19 protein-coding genes are annotated in these 25881 nt (G+C 51.9%); 3 read left to right on the top strand and 16 right to left on the bottom strand.

Going from position 1 to position 25881, the window contains the following annotated elements:
- A partial coding sequence (locus B145_RS28705; RefSeq protein WP_157288435.1) for a hypothetical protein occupies positions 1 to 2372 on the bottom strand: 2372 nt, incomplete at its 3' end.
- A gap of 454 nt (positions 2373 to 2826) precedes the next feature.
- On the opposite strand from B145_RS28705, the gene B145_RS0114130 reads away from it, so the two are divergent.
- From B145_RS0114130 to B145_RS28700, 3 genes are read left to right on the top strand one after another with little or no spacing between them, the layout of a single operon-like run.
- Positions 2827 to 3306 (top strand): type II secretion system protein, encoded by a 480-nt coding sequence (locus B145_RS0114130; RefSeq protein WP_018608237.1) that lies wholly within the window; start codon positions 2827 to 2829, stop codon positions 3304 to 3306.
- Positions 3307 to 3744, top strand: a complete 438-nt coding sequence (locus B145_RS0114125; RefSeq protein ID WP_018608236.1) for a type II secretion system protein — start codon at positions 3307 to 3309, stop codon at positions 3742 to 3744.
- Positions 3745 to 4230 (top strand): type II secretion system protein, encoded by a 486-nt coding sequence (locus B145_RS28700; protein WP_157288434.1) that lies wholly within the window; start codon positions 3745 to 3747, stop codon positions 4228 to 4230. It begins immediately after the preceding gene.
- A gap of 451 nt (positions 4231 to 4681) precedes the next feature.
- On the opposite strand, the gene B145_RS28155 is transcribed toward B145_RS28700, so the two are convergent.
- From B145_RS28155 to B145_RS25690, 15 genes are all read right to left on the bottom strand, one after another.
- On the bottom strand, positions 4682 to 5335 hold the full coding sequence (locus B145_RS28155) for a c-type cytochrome (RefSeq protein WP_157288433.1): 654 nt from the start codon (positions 5333 to 5335) through the stop codon (positions 4682 to 4684).
- A gap of 14 nt (positions 5336 to 5349) precedes the next feature.
- Positions 5350 to 5943 carry a hypothetical protein gene (locus B145_RS0114120; protein WP_018608235.1) on the bottom strand — a complete coding sequence of 198 codons (594 nt, stop codon included), beginning with the start codon at positions 5941 to 5943 and terminating at the stop codon, positions 5350 to 5352.
- A 639-nt stretch (positions 5944 to 6582) separates the two neighbouring features.
- On the bottom strand, positions 6583 to 8616 hold the full coding sequence (locus B145_RS25720; RefSeq protein ID WP_033407314.1) for a glycoside hydrolase family 44 protein: 2034 nt from the start codon (positions 8614 to 8616) through the stop codon (positions 6583 to 6585).
- Positions 8617 to 9285: 669 nt separating this feature from the next.
- Complete coding sequence (locus tag B145_RS25715; RefSeq protein WP_245541869.1) at positions 9286 to 11382, bottom strand: DUF6055 domain-containing protein; 2097 nt, start codon at positions 11380 to 11382, stop codon at positions 9286 to 9288.
- 1142 nt (positions 11383 to 12524) lie between these two features.
- Positions 12525 to 15023, bottom strand: a complete 2499-nt coding sequence (locus B145_RS25710) for a secretin and TonB N-terminal domain-containing protein (protein ID WP_018608232.1) — start codon at positions 15021 to 15023, stop codon at positions 12525 to 12527.
- Positions 15023 to 15535, bottom strand: coding sequence for a hypothetical protein (locus tag B145_RS28955; protein ID WP_018608231.1), 513 nt, complete (start codon positions 15533 to 15535; stop codon positions 15023 to 15025). Before B145_RS28955 ends, B145_RS25710 begins: the two co-directional genes overlap by 1 nt.
- On the bottom strand, positions 15532 to 16104 hold the full coding sequence (locus tag B145_RS27575) for a GspMb/PilO family protein (RefSeq protein WP_157288430.1): 573 nt from the start codon (positions 16102 to 16104) through the stop codon (positions 15532 to 15534). The genes B145_RS28955 and B145_RS27575 overlap by 4 nt, the downstream gene beginning before the upstream one ends.
- Positions 16101 to 16655, bottom strand: coding sequence for a hypothetical protein (locus B145_RS0114090; RefSeq protein ID WP_018608229.1), 555 nt, complete (start codon positions 16653 to 16655; stop codon positions 16101 to 16103). The genes B145_RS27575 and B145_RS0114090 overlap by 4 nt, the downstream gene beginning before the upstream one ends.
- Entirely contained in the window at positions 16652 to 17398 is a 747-nt protein-coding gene (locus B145_RS0114085; protein WP_018608228.1) for a hypothetical protein, read from the bottom strand. The genes B145_RS0114090 and B145_RS0114085 overlap by 4 nt, the downstream gene beginning before the upstream one ends.
- Positions 17379 to 19055, bottom strand: coding sequence for a GspE/PulE family protein (locus tag B145_RS0114080; protein ID WP_026259142.1), 1677 nt, complete (start codon positions 19053 to 19055; stop codon positions 17379 to 17381). Before B145_RS0114080 ends, B145_RS0114085 begins: the two co-directional genes overlap by 20 nt.
- Positions 19052 to 20233, bottom strand: a complete 1182-nt coding sequence (locus B145_RS0114075) for a type II secretion system F family protein (RefSeq protein WP_018608226.1) — start codon at positions 20231 to 20233, stop codon at positions 19052 to 19054. Before B145_RS0114075 ends, B145_RS0114080 begins: the two co-directional genes overlap by 4 nt.
- Positions 20234 to 20235: 2 nt before the next feature.
- Positions 20236 to 20667, bottom strand: a complete 432-nt coding sequence (gene gspG, locus B145_RS0114070; protein ID WP_018608225.1) for a type II secretion system major pseudopilin GspG — start codon at positions 20665 to 20667, stop codon at positions 20236 to 20238.
- A 256-nt stretch (positions 20668 to 20923) separates the two neighbouring features.
- Entirely contained in the window at positions 20924 to 21355 is a 432-nt protein-coding gene (locus B145_RS29375) for an REP-associated tyrosine transposase (RefSeq protein ID WP_018608224.1), read from the bottom strand.
- A gap of 550 nt (positions 21356 to 21905) precedes the next feature.
- The gene (locus B145_RS25695) at positions 21906 to 25265 is read right to left on the bottom strand and encodes an RHS repeat-associated core domain-containing protein (protein WP_083917758.1); all 3360 of its coding nucleotides are present in this window, start codon (positions 25263 to 25265) and stop codon (positions 21906 to 21908) included.
- An 80-nt stretch (positions 25266 to 25345) separates the two neighbouring features.
- A partial coding sequence (locus B145_RS25690) for a hypothetical protein (RefSeq protein ID WP_033407311.1) occupies positions 25346 to 25881 on the bottom strand: 536 nt, incomplete at its 5' end.

Raw genomic sequence — 25881 nt, 5'->3', positions numbered from 1 at the left:
TTGAACGTGGCGGCATAACCAGATGCGGGTACCACACGAACGGTGTACGTGCCATCAGCAGGCAGCGCGGGAAGGTTGCAATTCCCCCCTCCATTCGATGCATAAAAGCTATAACAATCAATGAGCACGGTAGAGTTGTCTATCGACAACACCTGCACGTTCACCGACCCATTAGAGGGTGTTGTAACCAGATTGCCAAGACCCAAACCTAAACGCTGTCCCGTTGTGCCTGTAAAGGTATAGTTGGCAATTGCTTTGGCCGTAACGCTGGCTGCATCCAGATCAACAGACAGTGTTCCATCTACAGTTCCACTAGATGGAACAGCGGTGCCTGCCAAATCAATACGCGTATCGACTGACCCCACACCTACCCCGGTAGGATCTACAAAGACTGCATAGGTCCCCGTGGCTGGTAAATTCTTCAAAGCTAGTACACTTGACCCACTACCAGAAAGGCTCGTCTGGTTAATGGCAGAACCATTTGGACTTATAACATTTGCATAAACGCGAGTCTGAAAGGAATTACCAGATAGCACCAAGTTTACATTTTGGCCCGCAGTTGCTGAAAAGTTGTAATTTGCATTCTGACCGACGCGGCTAGTCGCAAACGTCTTACTCTCTCCCGGTGTCAATACCCCTCCAGGAACTTCAACGGATAAAAGCAAATTGAAATTGGCCGCATAGCCTGTGTCAGGCACAACACGTACCGTATATGTACCGTCAGAAGGCAAAGTAGGAAGGTTGCAACTCCCACCTTTATCCGAAGCACTAAATTTTCCGCAGTCTATATGCACAGTGATCCCGTTAGGATCAATTACCTGAACGGCTACCGAGCCTCCCGAAGGTATGGTGCTCAAATCCACCACACCCAAGCCCAGCAACTCCTTAGTAGTTCCCGGAAAGGTATAATCACCATTTTGACTTTGGGCCAACGAAACCCTGATTGCGTCTCCATCCGCTATCAACCCGGTGATATTGTCGTCTTTTTGCAAAAGCAAATTAATAGAGCCAACCCCTGTATCAACGGGATCTACAAAGATCCTATAGGTTCCTGTGACTGCCAAATTCCGCAAAGTCAACGCACTCGAACCATTTCCAGAAAGGCTCACTTGGTTTAAGGTAGAACCATCTGGACGCATGACAGTAACAATAACCCGAGTTGGGAAGGAACTACCAGATAACACCAAATTCAAGTTATCCCCAGCCACGGCCGAAAAATTGTAATCTGCGTTTTGTCCGATTCTGGAAGTCGTAAATGTTTTACTTACCCCTGACGTCAGCATCCCACCCGGAACATCAGTGGACAAAAGCAAATTGAAATTAGCTGCATAGCCAGTATCAGGTATTATTCTTATAGTGTACGTACCGTCAGAAGGCAACGCCGGAAGATTACAGCTCCCCCCTTTATAGGATGCCGAGTAACTACCACAGCTGATAAGTACAGTGTTGTCATCCGGTTCAATCACTTGGACGGTGATATTCCCGCCCCCCGTTACAGTACTCAAATCACTCAGACCCAAGCCTAATAGCTGCCCCGCCTTACCCGTGAAAATGTAATCGCCATTTTGGCTTTGTGAAAGCGACACATTAATCACATCCCCATTAGCCACCAATACATTTCCGCCATCATCTTTCTGCAACAGTAGTCTGACAGACCCGGTTCCTACACCTATTGGATCAGCCATTACATAATAGGTGCCTGTAGCAGGAAGATTCCGCAAGCTCAATACACGCGAACTACTACCAGAAACACTTAGCGAGCCCTGAACACTCAAATCGGGGCGAAGAACCGTGACCAGAACCTGACTAGGAAAACTACTGCCAGACACCATTAGGTTGAAATCTTGCCCAGCACTAGCCGTAAAGGTATAACGTGCATTCTGGCCGACTCGAGTTGTCGCGAAAGTTGTATTCGTGCCAAATGTGAGAGGCCCAACAACTTCATTCGAGAGGGTGAGGTTGAAACTAGCGGCATAACCTGTACTCAGCACGATGCGTACCGTATATACTCCATCGGCAGGCAGCACTGGTAAGTTGCAGCTTCCTCCACCGTCAGAACTGTAAAACGTCCCGCAACTGATCAGTACCGTGTTGTCATCTGGATATATCACCTGAACGGAGACATTTCCCCCTGAAGGACTCGTGCTCAACCCAGTTACACCCAAACCAAGTGTCTGACCGACCTTGCCTACAAAGGTGAAATTGCCGTTTTGACCTTGAGTCAAAATCACATTGACACTTGCTCCGTCCGCTACCATCGAATTGCTTGCAGCGAATACCAGATTACAACACAACGCAGCAAAGCCCATGAATAGCAAACGACGAACACAAAGCCTCAGCGCTGCGAAACCGCGCACTCGAAGAGCAAGCATCAATTCCCCCGTCAAATCTATCAAGCCTGATACTACATGGCTGTTTTTGAAGTTTTCTGTCCTAGCTTGAAGCGCGCCTTGGCTCCTTGCCTCTTTACGGGCCCAAAACTCTCAGACCACGCCACACCACACCACAGGGCCCTCAATTTCATTGCCCAAGTAGCCCACAAACAAGTGTCCTATTTTCCCCAGCAAGCGCCACACCTCTTCACTTACTAAAACTAGCCCCATGCCATTGGCTACGGGGGCAAGATCTCCTGCACCTTAACCCCTGTCTCAACGCCATCTCAAGACTAAGAAAAACCACAAGAAACACTATTTTGTAAAATATTGTTTACTATACTGACCATACTTGAATAGAGTCAACACTATCATTCTCTTCGACAGCCACGACCGAATCCATCCTGGAAAAAATCGAGAGACTTTGCAGACGAATTAACGGGACAGAACACTAGTGCGACAAATCAATAACCAAGGTTTTACGCTCATTGAGATAGTGGTGGTTGTGGCCATTGTGGGTATCCTAGCTTCTGCCGCTTTCCCTGTTGCTCATATTGTTGAACAACGTTCGCGTGAGTCAGAGTTAAGACTTGCCTTAAGGCAGATCCGAAATGCAATTGATCGCTACAAAGAATATTCGGACAATGGTCAGATTGAGAAGAAAGTTGACGAATCCGGCTACCCTCATTCACTCAACGAGTTAGCTGAAGGCATTCCAGATCAAACTCAACCCGACAAACGCATGATCTACTTCTTACGGCGTCTACCTCGAGATCCAATGTACCCAGACAACACCACCCCCGCCGCACAAACTTGGGGCATGCGTAGTTACGCCAGCCCCCCTAACAACCCCCAACCCGGGGCAGATGTGTTCGATGTACACTCATTGTCGGAAAAGAGTGGGCTAAATGGCATTCCATATAAGGAATGGTAGATGGCAACACAAACGAGAAGGCCTATGGATAGTCCCCAATTTTGTCAGCGTGGTAGTATTAAAAAATGTCGACGGCATGATGGATTTACACTGATTGAGCTATTGGTGGTGATGGCGATTGTTGCATTGTTGGTTTCCATTGCCGCACCTCGCTACTTTAGTCATGTAGAACACGCGAAAGAAACCAGTCTCCGCCAAAGCTTGGTCACCATGCGTGACGCAATCGATAAGTATCAAGCTGATCGAAATCACTTACCTGAAACCCTGGATGATTTGGCGGCTCAGCACTATCTACGTGCTATCCCTAGAGACCCCTATACCAATTCTGCCGACAGCTGGATTAGCACTCCTGCTCCGGATGATGAGCCCGGTTTATATGACGTCCGCAGTGCTGCAGAAGGCAACGCTCAAGACGGCACACCACTAAGTGAGTTATAAGTGCTTTATCGAAACGAACGAGGCTTTAGCCTACTAATTTTAATTTTTGCTTTGGCTGTGATGGGTTTTCTGTTGGCAGGATTTGGCCAAGTATGGCGATTGCAAGCCCAGAGAGAAAAAGAAGTGGAACTTCTGGAGATTGGTCGCCAGTTCAGCGCAGCACTTGAAAGTTACCGAAAAGCAACCCCCTCAGGCAACCCAGACACCCCAAGCAGTTTGTCTGACCTTGTAGAAGACAAACGATTCCCCTACCCCGTCCACCATCTGCGTAAACTGTTCAGAGATCCTTTTACAGGATTAGCCGAATGGAAAACTCGAACTATGCAAAATAGGATCGTAGGTATCAGCAGCTATTCTGAACGCAGCGGGCTTCGTTCTACAGAAACACTCCCACCTTTTGTCGGAATTGACAACGAACATTCGCAAGAAAATCGGTATTGCGACTGGATATTTATTCGCTCACAGCCAAAGCAATATCGACATTGACTTCATTCAAAACACTTAGACCTCTATTATGTCATAACGATAAATGAACAGGGGTTTTGGCGTAAAAGTGAGGGCTGGATGCAACCCTATGTCTGTACTCTTGGTTAAATAAACGCGGTAATCCCCCGGCTTTGCCGGAGGACTCAGAAGGTTTGGCCTATGCGTCGGTCAAGCTAGTGTTTGAGACTGCGGTTGAGACCGTAAGGTGACTTCGAAGTCGTTTGCGAATGGGTGATAAAAACTGAGCATGGCTCAATCTGTCCGCCGCGCAGCGGCTAACGGTTTTGACGGTGCCTTTGAGGCGCTAACAAACTAAAGCCCCCGGCTTTGCCGAGGGATATTTACTATGAAGAGCCCCTGGGGGTTATAACGGTCCTCATCCACTTGGCAGGCTCTTATTGGTGTTTATCCGAAGACTCCTCCTATCACCGACCTTTGATAGTGTATTGGTTTAGCGCAACCCCGCTATATAATCAGATATCGCTTCAATTTCATTTTGAGTCATTCTCTTAGACACGGCCTGCATTGTTCCAGACGAGTCATTAGTCAAAGCCCCTGTTTTGTATGCCATAAGCACATTTCTTGTGTAGTCTGCAAACTGCCCTTGCAAACGAGGATACAAGGGCGGAATTCCTTGGCCAGACGGTCCATGACAACCAGCACAGGCGGGAATATTTCGATCATAATTACCACCCAGCCAGATCCGTTGTCCGAGTTCGAAGGTTTTAGGGCTCTTTGCTTTCTCTGGAATCAAAGTTTTTTCTGAATAGTAGATTGCCAAGGCATGAAAATCAGAATCGTTGAGAATCCCTAATGGCAAAAGCATCGATGCCGCATAACGTGCGGGAGGCTTCCCGTTCTGGCCCTTAAAGTCGTGAAGTTGTTTGTATATATACGCGCTATGCTGACCTGCAATCTTTGGAGTCGTCGAAAAAATACTATTGCCATCTTTATAGTGACAGCTTGCACAGGTTGCTTCAGCAATCACACGTGCGCGCGCTAGATCTTTCATAGATACTTGACTATGCGCCGACGCTGAGAAGAGGATTGCTATTACACAAACAGCAAAAGTAGCAGCTGACCTAGAACGGGCGATTAGAGTCATGATACAGAACACAACTACCTCGGCAACATGCTACGGGGATCAATTGGGCGAGCTGCATGATCAACAGTTTTCCCGTCATCTTTAAGTGCGGTTCCATCGCTGCTTTGATAGATTCCAGGGATGTAATGTCCGTCACAGATCGATTTTTCACCTCGACACATCACCAATATGCAACCACCCGAGGCCCAGTACGCCAATCCTTCGATATCATCAGCAGCAGGCTTGTCACGTGTTGTGCGATGTGGCGCATAACGCGCCCAGTCACCTTCCTTCAATGGTGCGGCCCTTTCCTCGGACTGACTAACCAAGACAGTGATCGAACGCTTACCATTGATACTGAGTGAAACAAGCTGAACCACACTCCAAAATTTATCGCTACTCGCAGGCAAATTTTTCCAATAGCCGTGGCGACGGGCCCAAGTATAGATCTGTTTGCTTTGCTGCTCAGTGGCGACACCATCAATCGTGCCTACTACGATATTGGGATAGGGCGCTTCAACTGGCAATCCACACTTCCTGGAACAATCAAAAGGTTTGCCATAGGCAGGCACAGCGCACCACACGCCTGCCAACAGCATCAGCGTAATCAGTAATTTCCACCAATTCATAATTTTTTCTCCGCATACATCCCTGACCTAGTCAATGTCAAAACCGCGTTATCCACTAATACATCTTGATTTTGACCAGTAACCAAATGTAAGTATACCGTTTAACTGACACTTGCAATATAGCTCCGACCGCCGATGTACGATGTGGCAACTGCAACCATGATTCAATCTTGCTAAGCGTATGTGTGTATAGATATGCGTGTAGAGGTATGTGCAAGGCTAGAATCGCCGCATCAGATGGTGCGCACTATCGACATCATATGTAGAGTCCATTTTTATTTACTTGCATATATGATGAACCGTCAATTTCAGGCCCATTTCGGAAAACCCGGTCGCGGACGCTACCACAATGCGGAGTGGGCCAATATGATAACGCATCGGATTGATGCTCTCCTCTACTGGCAAGCCAGGTGGTGCACGCACGGGTGACCAGATGGCTGACTACCCCATAGAGGGAGGCAGATTCCTGCAGGCCTGTGAAACCTTGCTGACTCAGGAATTCAAAATATCCTGGTACGACCGCTTTCCTAGTTTTCAGGCTTTTACGGCTGGGCAGCATAATTATACTAACAACCTGGATCTGCCCGCAGGCAAGGTAGACGCGGGAGGCTGCAGCGCAGCCCCCCGCGCTGAACGGATCTACTTACATGTCATGCCGTTGAGTGTGAAGCTCGCGGGAATAGCGTTGGTGCCGCTGTAGCTTGCTTGGAAGCCAAAGCTGATGCTGGCTCCTGCCACAATGTTACCGTTCCAGTTGGCATTGCTGGCAGTCACCCCGTTGCCTCCGGTGCTGAGTGTGGCATTCCACAGATTGGTGATTTGCTGATTGCCGACAAATTGCCAAGTAACCGCCCAGCCGTTGATAGCCGTAGCCCCCGTGTTTTTGACCTCTACATTGGCCGTGAACCCGGAGTCCCATTGATTGCTTACCGTATAGCTGATTGTGCACGCACCCGTGGTACCGCCGCCGCTGCCTGGCGAGCTGCCGGAACTGCTATCGCTCTTGGCCGAAATGGCGACCATAGTGATCGAGTTGGCCGGGTAAGTGGCGGTAAAGCCCGAGGACGAAACGGTTTGATCCGCCAGGTGCTTGATTGCCGTCAGGTCCTCGCCACTGTATCGATAAACTTTGGCCGCACTGGCCGGGCTAAAGTTTGCCAGCGAGATAGCGCTGGTGAGGTCCACATCGGTCTTGTTGACCAGCATCAGCGTGAGGAGGTTTCCTACCGTACTCTTGGCCGCATAAACGGCCAACTTGCCTTGATCCGTGCTGCTTGCGCTTACACTCACATCCGCGAAGCGGCTGCCCGCCCCGTCATAATTTCGGTACATGCGGAAGGCAAATGCGCCGGGATCTGTGGCTTTTGGGGGATCCCACAGCGTGGCAAGGTCCAAGCCCTCACGTCCGAAGATGCCGAGCACATCGGCCTGGGTCAGGGCACCATTTAGATAGGCCAGCGCACCGAAATTGTATTCGCTCATGGCAATCTTAGTGCCGGGGTAATTGGTGTTCACCCAATCCCGCATGCGCGGGATCAGGCGTACCGGTTGTGCGATCCAGCTCTCGTCCGTGTAGTTTGGATCCCACAACACTCGGGTTTGGCGCAGGCGTAAGGCATTGGTGGCGGCATCATTAGTAGAGGAGACAACGTTGCTGGCCTGCGGGTAATAGTGTTCATCCAAGTAGTCGAGCAGGCGCACACCGTTCTTGGTTTCATACGCCTTGAGCTGCTGAAGATACCAATCGGTAAGCGGGACATTGCCATGCGCGGCGCGGTCTGCTTGGCTGTTTTGCGAGGAGTCCAGATCCGAATAGAAGTATGGCACCCAGCCCCAACTGGCGGGCCCAAGTGTCATGAAGCCTTTATCCACCGACTTGATCGCCGAGGCATAGGAGATTGTTCGAGACATCAATTCGTCATACCCGAGATGCTGCGGTCGTACATCGTGATGGGTGGAACTCCAGAGTTCCGGCTCGTTGTCCAGGTTAAGGAACTTCACACCACCATTGTCGGGTGTGTCGTACTTGCCAATCAGGTAGCGCAGCCAGTCCTGCACGAATGTGGGATCAATTGCCATGCTGGTGTCCAGCGGGTCATTACCCGTGATCTTGCTGCCATCAGCCTTGATGCCATTGCCACAGTCACTGTCCCAGGTATCGGAGCTTTGTTGGGCGCCGTAGCGGCTGATCTTGAATCCGCAGTCGAAGGGATGGCTGCTGTTGGCCGTGCGCCCCTTGGCGACCCAACCACTCATTGGAATCGTCAGCAAGGTTTTGGTGCCCGTACGGCGGTCTTGCTCAATAAAGAGATTGGCGCTGGAACCTTCTGGCAGCTTGCTGATGTCAATCGCATTGCCGCCCAGGATTTCTTCTGGAATATTCTCAAAGTACCAATCACTTCCGCGATTAGAAATGTCGGACTTCCAGTTGTAGCGTGAAGTCTGGTTGCCCCCACGCCGCCGGATCGGCAAACTCAGTTCCTTGGCAAGTGCTTCGTCGGTGAAGTTCATACCGTAGATCAAAGGATTGATCACCTTGACGTTGGCTGTGGCATCGACGCTCAACGCTGGTCCGGTATCTGCAAAAGCCAAGCTGATTGTCATGGGCAACAGGGCTAGTACAAACAGAGGGCCTTTGGGCAATCGGCTCCCGAGTCTTTTTGACTTGATCATCAATTCCTCCCTTATGTGTCGGATTACAAGCTTTACTGTGAAACAAGGCCATGTTAGACACCAAAATTTAATCTCTCAATATGTTTGGCATAAACAGCCCATTAGGGAAGTTTTATGATTATAGAATTATTGTAACAATGACATTTTTTACAGATTTTGAAGTTGCAATACGCATAACTTTTCAAAACAACAAAAACACTATTCGTTTTGTTTATGGGATTTTGACTCAGGTTGTGCTTTTTTGCAGGTATCTGAGGCAAGTAAAAAAACCACGTTCTATGAACGTGGTTTTGCCTTACGCCACCCCAAAGGGAGTACACTCAGCGGACCTTCCTAGGTAGCAATACTGTAGAGAACTGAAAGCAGCCCTTGCGTGCAAAGTATCTCTGTTGTTTAAACTCTACAAACTGAAAGCAGGTTGCGGCCCTAACAGGAGGCTCAGCACTACCACTTAGGGCGGCTCACAATCATCCGGATGTCGCAAGCTGGGGCATGAGAAAGAAACCCCCAGTGATGTCCGCAAGAAGGTATTCATTAAGTCGGAGCATCTGAACTTCATAAGCACACGACGATTCCAGATTTCGTTATTGCTGTGCTGCTGATATTTGAACCACGAGCGCCGGTCCAAGCTCCCCGGCTTTGCCGGGGGAGCTTTTTACATGTCGTCGATCAAGGGCGCCAGACAAACAGAGACTTCGAATTGATATCGGTGGCAGAGCCGACTGTCGAGGTTTGATCCACATACCCGGACCTGTTGTCGGCATTGAGATTCAGCGCTGCCCCACGGTATTCGACGTCACCATATAGCTTCAAACTACCCGAAGCGCCCTGGTCGGCATCGAAGAAGCCCAACGGATAGAAGGTGGTATGGACAGAGGCAGAGCCAGACACGGTAAAGGCATTGTTACCCCAATCGCTGCCAACTTCTCCGATAATGCTCAGCCCGCCTACGACTCCACCAGTGACCTTGCCGTTTGCAATGATCGCTTCGTCTTCGATCCGTGCAGAGCCCGTAACCGTAGCGCCGGGTAGGATTGTTGCATACGGCCCCACGTACACTGTTGAAGGCGTGCTGGTCGGTGCGCAGCCCCCACCGTTGGAGAAGCGCACGGTGCCCGCAGGGCAGGCGTCGCGCCGTCCGTTTTGGAAGCCCTGTGGCCAAGCGTTGGCGAGTTCAATCATGTACATGTAACGTGGGATCGTGTTGTACTCTTGATCCCAAACGATAGTCTTGAAGACCGAGGGTGTTGCCGTCACTACCAAGAACAGCGGCTCCCCTGAATTGACGCTAAAGGTCAGCTGACCATCCAGTCCATTCTGCAGTGCGCTATACCGGGCCGAGGTGAATTGAGCATCGGTGGCCACCAATCCCCAACGGAAATCAGCGTCCGAGCCAGATTGGTTGATACCGCGGAACTTAAGCGTTATGGTTGTAGCACCAGCCTCCGGGTAGAGGCGCACAACGTTGTAACCAAAGCGCTGCGGCGCTCCATAATACGGTGACGCGAAGCGACGGTTTGTGGCCCAGTTGGTATCCAGCGCCTCAAGTGGCATGAGGCGATGCATGCGCTCGGACTTATCCGTGGTTGTGACGTCACCATACGTATTGCGGAAAGCATCCGGGGTTGCCTTGTAGTCCCAGACCACGTTGTGCATCGCCCAATCACCCATGAAGTCGTTGAGTTGCCCAATCGTCCATCCGCGCGAGGTCTGTATGTTGGTAAACGGATCAGATCCCGATGTAGTCCAGAGCTGTGTAACGGCGCTGGGGCCGTACTTGTCCTTGAGGAACTCCATGAACTGCCAGTTGCAGTAACGGTCGCGCGTAGACCCTAAATACAGGTGCGGGGCATTCGCCAGCATCTCCGTACAGTGCACGTTGCTCTGGTATTCTGGAAGCTGGTGCGGCGTGAAATTCGCATGGCTTTCATGAATCCAGCCACACGTGTTTGACTGGTCGCAGGTCATGCCACCATTATAGGCATTCCAAGCTTGCCACGAATGGGTAAACTCGTGCGTCATACCCCAGTGGTCACTCAGCGCATCGGGGCCGATCCACATACCTGGATGAAATACCCCTTGATCATCAACCCAGCCACCGCCGGTCAGGCCCCAGCCGGAGTGGATATGGATTGCTGCTTTGATCTTGTCTGTCTTGTTGAAGAACGGTTCGGGCATGAATAAGTTCGAATTGAACAAATTCAGCCACACTACGTTCTCAAGCGTATCTGCCGCCGCAGTTAAAGTACTCGCGGAGATGCTTTCGTCAGAATAGAAAGCGAAGTGTGCTGACTCCTTCACCAAAGCAAAACCCGACTGGTCCGGATTCGGCCCACCTGCTCTCCACTTCCCGGATGTCACTGTTGGCTTGGTGGTTGTTCCAGAAGCCCACGTTGTTTGAGTCGTGCCGTAGTCAATTTGCCCGCTTGCAGTCGACGTCGCGACGGTGGCTGCATTTGAATTACCCGAAGCACCTGCGGTATCGGTGTACTTGATCCAATACCAGTATTGTTTACCGCTCTGAACGGTGGTATCCGTATAGCTGCTCACAGCAGCACTAAGCGACGCAATCTTTACCCGCCCTGCCGGGTCAGAGTCAGTATCCCGATATACCTGGATACTGCGAAGAGTCCCAGACACGGTCCACTTCAATGCAATCTGATTGGTGCCACTGTTAGCACTGAGCGCAACCGAGGTCGCCCAAGCATTGCCAGCAAGCGCCGCAGCAAGAATTCCACCGAGCACATATCGCCCAGATACCCCCATACCCCGCACGAAACGCATTACGACTCCTTTCCTATAAAAATGTCCCTAAAAGACCTCGTTTTGCTGACCTTCCTCGCTCGTTCAAACCACCGTGATCGCCGTGATTTGTTACGAGACGCAATCAAAAGCATGAGCAAAAATTATATTTGGCTCCCCTACCCTATTTGAATTTCAAATTTTTTGTCGCTTTCGTTGTCAATACAAACGCAACTTTCTTGACGCTCATGACATACCACTGGTTTTCCGCAGGCGACCGTAAACGCCACCCGTCTCACTGAGCCGCCTGGACGAACGCAAACCGACGCCTGGATCTACATCAACGACGTGTATACGGACCCGCTAGCAAGCATGTATATGCCATTGAAGAAAATATTAAATTTGTATAAAAACCATCCGCAGTCAATATAAATAGTCCACTGAATACATAAACGCCTTCCGCATTCTGGCTCCAGTCGAAATTTATAGAAATGCCCGTTGCCATAGCGCCACTACAACGACCACCCATTGTTCTAGATCAACTTTATGCAGAAATAATTCATTCACCCAAAATTATTTAGACAATTTAGGACAACTTATTGTTTTAATTCCAGCCAAACGACATACATTAGCTGGTGGCGAGGGGGCACCTTGTTGCTATTGAGAACGGTAACAATTTAAACATCAAAACCAAATTGAAATATTGAATTCCGATATACGGTACTTGGCCATGAAAAGTTGTGCGTACAGGATTTCCGCTTGCAATGCGCCAAATTTGGGCCACCTCAAGCAAAGCGGTCTACCGAGTATGCATGGCGTTGTAGGTCAATGAAATCTCCCTTGCTTGAGTCGCAGTGGCGAACACAATGATGAGCAAAACAGTGGGTATGGAAGGGATAGACTCCGACCAAACACATCAGGGATATGGGCTGTCAGCGTTTGTGGTGGCGCGCATATCATGCCGCCTGCCTATAGGTAATCAGCATCCAGATTCAAAAGTTTGCGGGCCTTGCCTTTGCTGGAATCAAGGTCTTTTCAGAATGGTTGCTTACCAAGGGGCTTTGAAAACAGAATTGGTAAGAATTCTCCATGGCAAAGCATGGCAGCAATAAAACGTGCAGGCTGCCGTTCTGGCTTGTCCCCGGAAAAGCCGGGGGCCGTCATGATTATTGCTGCGCTGCGGAGATCTGAACCACCAACGCTTGCCCCAGCTCAACAGGCGCCACCCCTTGATCCGTGGTCACGTTGACCCGACTAAACAGGATCGGCGATGGTTTGGCCGCGATGCCCGGCTTGACCTTCAGATGCAATTGACCAACGGCGCCATTCGCTGTTGTCACCATCTTCACGATACCTTCCGCTTCGTCGCTTGAAGTGCTTTCAAATACATTTTTATCATAGTTCAGCACCACTTCATTACTGGTGATTGGCTGAATCGACGTGGCCGTAACCGATACAGTCAGGTCCTGCCCTGCCATCGCAACCGTAGGTCCGCTGAGCCAAAGCCGGGCTTGATTGGTCAGCGCGGGTTTATCCGCTGGACTGTCCGACTGGGTCGCGGCCTGATCGCGTTCGTTTGATGTTGAGCTGTTGGGTTTTACCCCCTTCGGAGGTTCTCCAGAACTATTTGGAGCCTTATCGACCGGAGTCGCAACAGGCGTATTGGAGACATCTTTGGGTGTTACTGTAGTTGGGTTGGAGCGCGCACTTTCCCCGGTGATCGGGATCGAAATCGCGGCGGGGGCCGTCGAGTTATGTGTACCTTGTGGTTTGACGGTCGGCGCCCCCCCCTTGTTGGGCTGCTTCACATTAAAAACACCAGCAGGAGACAGGGATGTAATACTCAGAGGCGGTGAGCCAACATCACTCTCTGTACCCGCCGGGAAGACCGCTCGTGCAGACGCTTCCGGGATGACATTGCTCACGACATGCGGGGTAATGAGCAGGATAATTTCCGTTTTAGAATTGTCGTTGCTATGCGTTGAGAACAACCACCCCAATGCAGGAATGCGGCCAAGACCTGGAATACTGGCCGTGCTATGACGTTCCGCATCGGAGATCAATCCTGCGAGCACCTGCGTTTCACCATCATGCAAACGTAGCACGGTGTTGGCGTTACGGGTGCCGATCTGGTAGGCGAGCGTACTTTGCGGCCCGGTCACTTCCTTGGAAATACTGGAAACTTCCAGGGCCACCTTGATTTCGACTTGGTCATCCAGGCGTACCGTGGGTTCCACTTCCAGCTTTAAACCGACATCCAGGTAATTGACAGAGGCGGCCACCCCTACGTTGGCGGTGGAGGTCGTGGTAAAGACAGGGACACGATCTCCCACCAAGATTTTGGCTTTTTCTTTGTTATGGACGCGAATACGCGGATTGGCAAGCGTATTGCTGATGCCATCCTGGTCTTTCAGATTCAGTAACAACCCTGGGTTGGTCACATAGCCCACCAAACCGTTGGTAGACGTCAGCGCAATATTACCGTTCAGCAATTGACCACCAAGATTTGTGGATGCCGTTGAGCCAGTCGAGGTGGTAACAACCGAGGTCGTTGTTGGTTGAAGGATGCCGTAGCCGACTTGATCGGGATATTTAACGCCCAGGCTTAGCAATTTGGACCGTGCCACCTCAAGGACTTCAACTTCCAACATAACCTCTGGCGCGGCAATATCTAACTGGGCGATTAAGCGCTCAGCCATTCTCACCGCCTCGGGCGTATCCTTGATGACAAGAATGTTCAAACTTTCGTCGATAAAGGTATCCTTGGATTTCACCACCGATTTAATCAAGGCCTGTGCTTGCTTGGCTTCGGTATTGGTCAGGTAGAAGGTTCGGGTCACCAATTCCTGATAATCCTTTTGCTTTCCTTGGGATGACGGATAAATGATGACGGAGTTCTCATTGAGCAGTTTCTTTTCCAACTGACTGGTCTTAAGAACCAGGCTAACCACTTCATCGATACTGGTATTGCGTACAAAGATTGTCACCTTAGTATCGGTACGGACATCCTTGTCAAACACGAAATTGATGCCTGAAGTACGTGAAATGACTTCAAACACACTGCGCAACGGAACCTCACGAAACTCCAATGTGATCGGAGTCTTGAATCCGTCCTTCAAATGCGTCTCTTCTGAGACCACATTGTTCGCCGCCACTTGTTCATCAATGCTACGCAACATGACACGTACGGCAGCATCATTTGGGTTTTCTGCCAGTAAGGCGCGTGCAATGCCCTCCGCTTCGGGCAGATGCTTTTCACTGAGTAGCTTCCGGGCTTCCTCCATGCGTTGAGCCCGACGCTTGGCGGACTCCAGGCGTCGCACAAGGCTACGCGCTCGCGCATTGTCAGGCTCATAGCGAAACGCGCGCTGAATCTGTTCTTCGGCTTCATCTGTTTGGCCACTGCTGAGTGCTCGCTCGGCCATCACCAATGATTGATTGACGAGTTGATCGCGCACACGGTAGTAATAGACCCGAGCTTCTCTATTATCCGGATGCTGCTTGAGTTCGCTCTCCAGCATGGAAATGGCATTTTCATTATGGCCCGTCTCCAGCATTTCACGGCTGGAATCGATGACATTGGCAGCGCAGCCGGTAAGCAACAGGCAGACGATAAAATTAGCCAGATGAGTGAAGCGAACAGACAAATTTGAGTGCATGGGCATCAATAATTCAAAGTTTGCACGACATTGAGCGGAATATATTCAAATTGGATTCCTACCTCTCCAATCGATAGGACGCGATACTGACCGTCCAAGGTGTCGCCTTGGTGAACAATGCTCAGCCGACCATTATCTTCCAGGAAGACAGCAGGCTGTTCTTCCGCATCTAATCGCCCCATATATTTAAACCGAAGTGGTGGCGCAGTTGGTTGGGGTGGTGGTGGTGGCGGTGGTGGAGGCGGATCAAAGCTGGTGGGTGCAAAAGGGTCCTGCTTCAGTTTGGGCAGGCGCTCGTGATCAGCGTGACTGCTTCCCAACAGCGCCAGCATTTGTGCCTGCGAGGGAGAGGCTTTTCGGGAAGAGGCTGAACCATTTGGCTTACTGGCATGCCCGGCGGGTGCTTTGCGATCGTGTTTGGGCGATACGGTCTCGTCCTCTTCCAGACTGCTAGCCCACCACACGGCTCCCAGTGTTGTACACAGTGCAATGCCCAGCACCCATTGGCGTCGGTTCATGGTTGGCCCCGCATATACACAGCCAATCGGATTTGCGCATCCAACACCGTCTGGCTCATATCCTTGCGTTGAAACTCTATGGCGTCGACACTCAAGCCTGGAACACTTTCCAGTACATCTGCGAGCCAATCGCGCACCGCCGCATAACTGCCTTTGACAGGCATGCTGATACGTACCCGCCTGAATTTGTTGGCACTGCCCTTGTCGTTTGTATTGCCCGTGACGATGCTTTCGCTGTAGTCAGCACGGCTGGGCGCCAAGCCGTACTGGCGTGCCCGCGTATCAAGCTGTAACAGGATATCGGGCAACATTTCCGGTACAGGCAGACTTTGTTTGAACTGTTCCAGAATTTCACGCGGCGATGTTTCAGGCTTATGCTCACGCGTCAATTGCGCCGCCAAATCCTGGCGTTGTCGAGCGATTTCGGCCAACTGAACCTGACGTTCACGGTTACCCGAGTAGGCAAATGCCACGGCAAACATGAAGAGTGCGACCCCCAGTATGCCTGCCCAACCTATCTTACTGAGCTGCCGGAGGAATGCGGTACGAACGATACCCGTCAGCCTCATGGCGTAGCCCTCCATGCCACGTTCATACTGAACACGACGCTTTCCACACTGCCGCTGGGTTTGAATTCATATCCGTCCACGTCGGCCCGTATCATTCGGGGACTTGCCGCCAGACGGCGCGCAAAAGCAAATGCAGCCTCTAGCGAGCGCGCCTGTCCCGTAAGTTTCAGTTGCAACTTGTCATCGGATTGGACCAATGCCAGTAACGTCACGTCTTTGTTGCAGGCAGCCTCAATCTCGGTGAGAACATCAAGTTTATGATTGTGCAGCCGCTGTGCAAGTTCAACCGCTCGGGCCAATTCAGCCTCGGGGAGTTTCTCTTGTTGTTTCGCCAATTCCTGGTGACGGCTGCGTTCCAGATGGCGCGTTTCACGCGCCAGTCTGGCTTGGGCGCTTACAAGCTGATCACCCAGGTCCCAAAACTCTGTCAATACCGCCATGGCGATCAATCCGCCGGAACCCAAAATCAACCATCCCAGTAGGCTGGGCCAGCGGCGGCGTGGCACAAAGTCCAATGTAATGACAGGTGGGTGGCGAGCGAACCAACTCATGGTGCCTCCACTTGAGCTGACTGTTCCAGACTCACACACGTCCAGTTCTCGGGCAAGGGTAATCGCAAGCCTGCGGTCTGCCCTGCGAGATAGTACACGCCCCCTTCGTGCGCATAACCACTGCCTGCAATGAGTAGTTTCAGCAAGGAACCGAGTCCGGCGCCATTCCCCTGTGCCAAAGCCTGGCTGCGTAGCATCAGCCAACGCCCTTCCTGCCATAAGCCGACGCTGGCCCGCTGATCGGCCAGCCATGCCAAAGCACCGTGTGGCGCATTCATGCGTGCATGGTACTGATTCCAGGCCGCGCAGAATGCGGGTTGCACACTGGTGAGGCGCAAGTGGTGACGCGTGGCAAATGCCTGCAAAGCAGCAAGCGTGCTCTGCTCAATGGCACTGGCAAAGACAGGCTCACCCGCAATGCCTGATTCAACGACTATCCGCCACGCCTGTGTATCGATCCCGTGCACATCGCGAAAAATGGCTTGCAAAAACGCTTGGCGCTCTGCCGTACTGCGTACGGCAGAGGGGAACTTGACCAGTTGGCAACGTGCCCAGACATGTTCCAGGACCACGGTCAGCTTGCGTCCACCCTCAGGCAGAGTGATGTGATCAAGCAATGCGTCAAGTTGGCCTGTCTGAGCAGATATGTGCCAGCTTTGTGCTAAGGCGGGCTGAGGGCCCTCCAGGCGCCATCCTTGTTGGCCCAGGTACAGGCGCACGCGATCAGGCAACAAAGGTGACACGGTTCAGCTCCTGCAAAGTGGTATCCCCTTGTGCAACCACCGCTAATCCTGCACTGCGCAGACTCTTGAAGCCATGCCGAAGGGCGGCTTCCTTGAGCACGCGTATTGAGGCGCGTTGGGTAATCAGTTCTCTCAATTCATCGTTGAGCGTAAGAATCTCGGCAATCGCCCGCCGCCTGCGATAACCACTGCCACGGCACTGGGCACAGCCCCGCCCGGCACGGAAACGATAGTGCTCACACTCACTGGCCGTCAGGCGGGATTCGGCCAGCAAAGCAGAGCTTGGCTGCTCGTCAGTACTACACTCGGGGCAATTGATCCGTAGCAGCCGTTGGGCGACGATCACATTCAGCGCGGCCACCAAGTTGTAGGGGTCCAAACCCATGTGCATAAATCGGCCAATCACGTCAAAGACGTTGTTGGCATGTACCGTGGTGAAGACCAAATGCCCTGTCAGTGCTGCCTGTACGGCGATCTCCGCCGTTTCCGGGTCCCGGATTTCGCCTACCATGATCTTGTCCGGGTCGTGCCGCAGAATAGAGCGAAGCCCCCGTGCAAAGGTCAGGCCTTTTTTCTCATTGACCGGGATTTGCAGAACGCCTAGGAGTTGATACTCCACCGGGTCTTCAATCGTCACGATCTTGTCCAAACCATGGTTGGTTTCACCAATGGTGGCGTAAAGGGTGGTGGTCTTGCCCGACCCTGTCGGTCCAGTCACCAACAACATGCCGTAGGGCTCGCAGGCCATCCGGCGTAGTTCCCCTGCGGTGGTTTCGTCGTAGCCTAAGGCGCCCAGGGTCAGCCCACTCATTTCCTTGGTCAGGTGTTCTTTATCGAGTATCCGCAGCACCGCATCTTCGCCATGGATACTGGGCATGATGGACACCCGGAAGTCGATCTCACGCCCCCCAGCGCTGACCTTGAAGCGTCCATCCTGAGGTACCCGGCGCTCGGCAATGTCCAGTTCCGCCATCACTTTCAGACGCGACACGGCCTGTTCGGCCAAATCCGACCCTTGCACCATCCCTACCCGGTTCATCACCCCGTCAACCCGGTATTTGATCTGCAATCCGCCCGGTAGAGACTCAAGATGGATGTCGCTGGCATTCTGCTTGAGCGCATCATAGAGCGTGGAATTGACCAGTTTGACGACCGGGCTGGCATCCTCCGATATGCGGCGTGCCGAAATATCTTCAGCTAGCTCTGTATTTGCCATGCCCTGTGCTTCACCGAGCGCACTGGTCATCAGTTGCTGGTTTTCTTCTATGCGGGCAAGGCAGGCGGTCAAATCATCATGATTGGTCAGTACGAGCCGAAAGGGCTCTGTCACGCGTGCCCCCAACCAATCTTGCAGAGCAACGTCAAATGGGTCCGCCAGAGCAATGAGCAACTGGGCTTGCGCATCACGCAAAGCAACGCATTGATGACGCAAGCATTCTTCAAAGCGTAGGAGTTCCAGATCGGGGGTATGGGCCAGGAGTTCTTCGGCGCGGGCATAGCCTAGGTGCAAGTGGGCTGCAAGAGCAGGTAAAATAGCAGCGCCTTGGCGTTCCAACAGCAGCTTGATCACTGGTCGTGAGGCTGCTAGGGCTTCCTGGCGCAATGCGGCCAACATTGGGATGGACAATGCGGGAGACGTAACAGGCGGCGCGTTCATTGAATACTTTCGGCCAATTGGAAAATTGGCAGATACATGAGGACCACGATCAGACCGATCACCGTGCCGATGATCAACATCAACAGCGGGCCGATCAGGCGGGTGAGCACATCGACACGACGCCCGATTTCCTCTTCATGAAACACCGCAATACGCTCGGCCATTTCCCCCAGGTTACCGGCCTTCTCGCCTACACGAAGCATGCGGTTGGCAACCGGGGTGGTGAGATGATGCAGATTGAGTGCATCGGTGAGGCTGCGGCCTTCATGCACCAGTTGCATGGCGGCATCCAACCCATTATGCAGTGTGGCAGGCAGTAACCCACGCGTCATCTGCATCGCGGTCAGCGCCGGGATACCGCCCCGCAGCAACATGGCCAGGGTGCGATAAAAGCGCGCCAGTTGGAAAACTTTCAATTCGGCCCCTAGCCCGGGCATCTTCCACAGGCCTCGACCCAAGGCAGAACGCAAGGCGGTGCTACGGGCGGCCATTACCATGGCAACCACCCCGCAGAGGAAAACCAAGAACATGTCCAAAGCATGCGTGTGAATCAGCTTGCCCCACTCAATCAGGAGGCGCGACGCCAGGGGCAAATCGCCGCCAACATCTTCAAATACACCGGCAAAACGCGGCACCACAAAACCCAGCAGAAAAAGTACCACCAAACCGCCAACACCCAATAGCAATAAGGGATAGATGGAGGCGCTGACAATCTTGCCGCGCAGGGAATCGATCTGCTGACGATAGAGGTTGTAGCGCACCAGCGCCTGATCAAGGTCTGAGGTCCGCTCAGCGGCTCTCACCATGGCAATGAAAAGATCAGGAAAGGTCCCTGACAGGCTTTCCAACACCACTGAGAGAGGTTTGCCTTGCCGCATCCCCGTGCTCAATGCTTCCAGCGTTGTCCGCACGGTCGGCCGATTCTCTTTTTCGCCAAGGGTGTCGATGGCTTCCACCAAGGGAAGGCCCGATTGCAACAGGGCCAGCAGTTCTTGGGCGAACAACAGTAAGGGAAATTTGCCCCGTCCACCGTGGCTACCCGATCCGCCACGGCGCACACTCAGGACACTGAGGCCATGTCCCTGGATTTGTTGACGTGCTCCGGCTTCATCAGCGGCATCAATGGTTTGCTCGCTGACAGCATGGTTCGCATCCAGTACCTTGACGATGTAACGCATGCTTACCAGTTACCAATGTCTTCGGCGTCTCCCGTGCCACCCGGCTGCCCATCTTTGCCAAAGGAATACAGGTCAAGTTCGCCGTGGTCACCTGGCTGCTTGTATTGATAGGGGTGCCCCCAGGGATCGTTGGGGATCGCCTTTTTGAGGTAAGGCCCAGACCAGCGGGATTCTCCTGAGGGGCGCTGCGCCAGTGCAGCCAGCCCTTGTTCCGTGGTGGGGTAGCTGCCGACATCCAGTCGATAGGCATCCAGTGCTTTTTCGAGAGCATCAATCTGGGCACGCGCAGTTTTAACTTCGGCCTTGCCGATGTGGGCAAAGAACTTTGGGGCGACATAACCAGCCAACAAGCCGATGATGACCATGACCACCAGGAGTTCCAGCAGGGTAAAACCTCTGATGCGGTACTTTTGACACCCCTGATGAAACGGCATACACCCCCACCTATTCCTGCTCTTCAAGCACAGCACTAAAAGGTCTTACCCCTTGATATTTGTTCAGCAAGCTACAGCAAGGGTCAAAACCACGCAAAAACAAACCCAAAGGCTTATCTATTCCCACATGATTGTAGTGCAATTTCCCTTGATTTTGTTGGAAATATAACGTACCTTCAATCTGAAATAACGGCTGAGCCTTGGCTTGTAAGCTGCATCGTAACATGGGGTAACAAACGCTCTAGATTCGCAAGCATTACATGAGCGCAGGCGTGACATTTCCCCAATTGGCAGGATAGATTCCCGCTTTCAACAAACGATGAAAAGAGGAATACGGCCAATCGATCACTTGCGCTACCTGCTTGTGTTTGACCGGGTTGTAATGCAGATAATCCATGTGATACCGATAATCCGCTTCATCACGAATCAGATACTCCCAGAAATGGCGTTGCCAGAATCCGGATTCCCGACGCTTGGTTTGCGAATAAGAGCGTTGTGACGGCAACAGATCAGGAGGCAACGCAGAAGAAGTCAGGCGTTTAATCAGATTCCAGCGCACGCCGAAATCCGCATCCCCTTCAGGTAAAGTCCAGATGCAGTGCAGATGATCAGGTAACAACACCCAGGCATCAATCATAAAAGGATGGTTTTGGCGCGCAGTCGTAATGCGCAGCACACACCCGTTCATCCGTCAACACCGGCCGCTGCCGGAAGCTTACCACCGTGAAAAAGCATGAGGCCCTGGGCACGGCCGCCCGCCGATAGCGTGACATGTCGTCGTGATAAAGATATCAACGTGTTTTGCAAGGCATCGTCACATTGAAACCCTTACACACAATCAACGGGAGCAAGCCTAGGGTTTGCACGCGTAGCGTGCGAACGCGCAACCATCAAGAAAGCATAGGCCGCCGCAGAAGAAAGCCCATCAAACAAGCGACATTCTTCAATCAACGCCACAAACGCGTGCGCACCCTACCCGGCTATACATTCTTTCGCGGAAATCTAATTATGCCGGAAATCCTAAACATTTTCCAAATTCCCATTGGGATCAAAATTAAATATGCAATTATTTTTGTGATTGGCATAGATAGATCGGCACTAATTAATTCATAAACAAGTCCAATCCACCCACAAATAGTTATCACCAATATAATAAACAACACTTTTTTTCTGATTCCGCCAAGGCAAAACTCTATTTTTACTGGTCTCATATTACCCTGTTTTACCTTATTCGGAAATCAATAATTACTTGAACTACACGCACATTCAAGTTCACATGCTGCCAAATTTGCTCCGTAATATACCGTACACGCCTCTCCTACACCGGATAGAGTCTTAATAAAAAGAGCAGCAGCTCCACCAGCCGCACAAATTTGATCCGTATATTGAGTATACGTTCCCAAGCATCTTTGGACACATCCGAAGTGCTTTTGAAGCACTTCCGATGCAGGAGGCTTTGGCGGAGGATTATTTGGTGTACACCACGCGGGCAAGCCTGCTTTTTCGCACATGGTCTGATCATAAAGTCCCTGTGGGTCAGTTTTAGCAATAGGATCCCCACTCACATACGCATACAAATTCTGCCCCGCTGCAAATCCCATTGGGTCTTGTGAGATAAACCGTCCCCACTGAGGATTATAGTAACGAGCGCGGTAATAGTAGAGTCCGTTACCATCGTTTTCCCGTCCGGTGTACTGGTAAGGATTGTCGCTGGCATTTCCAATAACGGTTGTATTGCCGTAAGGATCGTAGGCATAACGGGTCTGAACCGTTCCGGCACTGTTGACCAAGGCGATTGTGCTGCCCAGCGCGTCTGTCAGGTAATCTTGTGCGCCAGCTGTGGTACTGGTGCGGCGGTAGATTTCATCCAACCCCAAACCAGTAAGCAAATTTGCGCTGACGGTACTACCGTTGAGTTCTTGAACAATTTGATTGCCATCGTAGAGATAATTAATGGTAGTACCACCATTCAAGGTTTTTCCGATGCGGCGCCCAAAACTATCGTATTGGTAGCTCGCTAAGGTGCTACTGCCTTGAGCGATTTGGGTAAGACGGTTGCGGGCATCCCAGGTGTAGTTGTTGCCGTTGGCGCTCAACAAGCTGCCGTTGGCATCGTAAGTCAGGTTATTGCCAGCAAAGGTGGCAAGGCGATTAGCCGCATCATAGACAGGTGCAGGGCTGACTGGAGTAGGCGCTTGGGTAATGGTATCCGCAGCCGATCCGCCTAAAGATGTTCGATGCCCGGTAGCATCGTACCCATAGGTCAACGTATCAAGAACGGTACTACCTTGTTGGTAGGTGATGCTGGTAAGCTGCCCAGCATTGTCGTAACCATAGACCATCTGAATACCACTCGGCAGGGTAACTTGGGTACGACGATTCAAACTGTCGTAAGCAAAGCCGACTGTGGCACTCCCTTGATTGATCTGGGTGAGGCGGTTGGTAGCATCCCACGTGTAAGCGACGGGGCTTTGACCAAGGACGGTCATGCCTTGGCGCAGACTGTTAGCATAGTAACTGTAGTCAACCTGTCCTTGAGGTGTTTTCTCCTCAGTAAGATTGTCAAGCCCATCATAGCTGCGGGTGATGGTGCCACTCGCGCTATCGACAATCTGGGTTACGCGGTTACCTGCATCCCAGGTGTAATTGACGGTGCTGGTGGCGCTTGGCGCACTGGCTGTGGCGCCATAGCTGGCCTTGGTGAGGCGATTGAGGTTGTCGTAGGTATAGCTAGAGATTTGGCCTTTGCGGTCAGTCACACTGACGCGGTTTCCACCTGCATCGTAGTTATAGCTTTCACCAACCCCAAAATTATCAGTAAAACCAAGCAGGCGATTCCGGGTATCCCACGTGTAGGTGGTACTGCCCTGGTTCTTGCCATCGGTATAGCTGAGCAGATTCCCCATGGGGTCGTAACTGGTCTGGATGCTGTTGCCCAGTGCGTCAGTCGTAGTGGTTATGCGGTCCAGATTGTCGTAGGTGGCATTCCAGATGGCATTGCCCAAGGGGTCGGTCGTCTGGGTACGTCGCCCTACACTATCAGTCAAGAACGTGTAGGTGCGTCCCAGGGGATCGGTTGTTGAAGCAAGATCGCCCCCGCTATAAGCAAAGCTATTGGTAAGTGTGCCGCCATTGAGGCTTTGCTGGATGGTTTGGATATTTCCCTGATTGTCGTAACCCAGACTCACCTGATTGTTCAGGGGGTCTGTAATCTGGCTGACGCGGCCCTTTGCATCCAGTGTAAATTTCGTCGTGTGCGAGAGTGGATCAGTGAGGCTGGTGACCTGATTGAAAGTGCTGTCATAGGTGTAAGACCAACTGGTAGCCTTGCTGGTCCCCTGAAGTTGGGTCACCTGGGTTTGATTGCCATTCACATCATAGGTATAGCCCGTTACCCGCCCTAAGGGATCGGTAGTGCTGAGCACCTGATTGGTCACGGAATCCAGTGTATAAGCCCAGGTCTGTTGCTCTGGCTTACCTAATGCATTGATGATGGATGTAGGGTAACCGCTGGTGTTAAAGGCAAGGCGTTTGACAATGCCACGTTCGTCGGTCTCATCCAGTTGGGTCAGCTTGCCGTTGGTATCAAGCTGATAGCTCAATGTGGCGGTTGTGCCATCGGCGTAGGTTTGCTTGCTCACCCTGCCAGTCGTTGCGTCATAGGTATTGGCCACCATCACGTGTTGATTTTTATCCGTGACGGTGAGCATTTGGTGGTTGCTATCGTAGGTGTAGGACTCTGTGTTACCGAGCGGGTCGGTCACACTAGCAAGCTCACCGGCTGCAGTGTATTGATAGGTAACTGTGCGCCCAATGTCGTCCGTAACCTGGGTGACGCGGTTACTGGCCTCGTCGTAGGTAAAATAAAGGTGACGGCCATTCGGTGACGTTACAACCATGAGGTTACCGGTGTCTTCTGCACGCTTATAGGTGACAGTGTTACCTAAGCGGTCGGTACTGGCGACCATTGCTGCTGAGCGGTAGTAGGACAAAGAGGCTTGAGGGTTATAAAGACCAAAGGAAATGGTTGAGCCATCTTTAAGTGTCAGTACGCGGGTTTCAGCGCTCCACTTGATGGTAGCCCCTGCGTAATGAGCATCCCGATTACCCTTGGCAACATAGACCGCCTGGAGAGGGGTTGTGACCGGGCTTTGCAAGACAAAATGCACACGGCTACCATTTGGTTTTACAAGATCCAAATAGGGTGAAACCGTAGAAGCAGTGTCCTCACCGATCAAAAAAACATCGTAGGACAACGCTGTATTGATCCCAAATGCTCTGGCTGGCCCCCCGTCTTTGGAACGATAGGTTCGTGCAACTTCCAAGGGGATCACGTCGCGTACGGCCAAATCCGTTCTACGGTGTATGAAGACACCGGTGTACGAATCAACCGGATCAGCGCTTTCACATCCACAATCGGGAGGTGGGGGTTGGGGCGCTGCAGCCGGTGGAGGGGAAATTGAACATTCCCCAGATTCGGATGAATCCCCATCATCGCCATCGTTGTCGCAATCCGCATGTGCCAAACTATAACCACACAGCAACAGGCTGAAGATACCAATTTTCAGGAACGCTTTTAGGGTCGTCATCGATTTCATCGTTCTCGTATCCGGCTCAAATCTGTTATGTACCTGGACAATCTCATCGCCAAAAATGTCCGCAGGCTATCACTCAATAATCAATTCAACTGAATGGTTGTCGAACCCGCTATACCGCCGGTAGGAGCCACACGTAGTGTGTAGCCGCCTGCCACAGGCAGGGCACTGAATGTATACGTCTGATTAGTTCCAGCACCTGAAGAGTAATTCACCGAAAAATAATCCATTTGAGTGCCGTCCGGTTTATACATATAGAAATAGGTATAACCCGGCAAGACGTCTGCACTCACCCCCACCTGGACCTTCTGCCCTGCCGTCCCCGTGAAGGTATAGGTTGCGTTCTGGCCGGAGGCCAAACTCAGGCTGACCGGTGTGCCTGCGGTGAGGCTGCCGCTCAGGTCCGTCTGCAGTCCCAGCGTCAAGCTGCCAGTGGCGCCGCTACTGGGCGTGACCCGGACCGTGTAGGTGCCACTGACCGGCAGATTGCTCAGGGCCAGGGCCTTTGAGACGGCGGCGCCCGAACTGTAGTACAGATTGGCGCTGGTCAGTTGGCTGCCGTCTGGCTTATACACATACACATAGGTTTGCCCTGCCAGGGTGCTGCCCGCAATGGCCA

The sequence above is a fragment of the Uliginosibacterium gangwonense DSM 18521 genome (genome assembly GCF_000373965.1).
In the GTDB taxonomy this organism is placed as follows: domain Bacteria; phylum Pseudomonadota; class Gammaproteobacteria; order Burkholderiales; family Rhodocyclaceae; genus Uliginosibacterium; species Uliginosibacterium gangwonense.
Note: the sequence above shows the minus strand (reverse complement) of the source record. Positions and strands in the feature narration are given on the sequence as shown.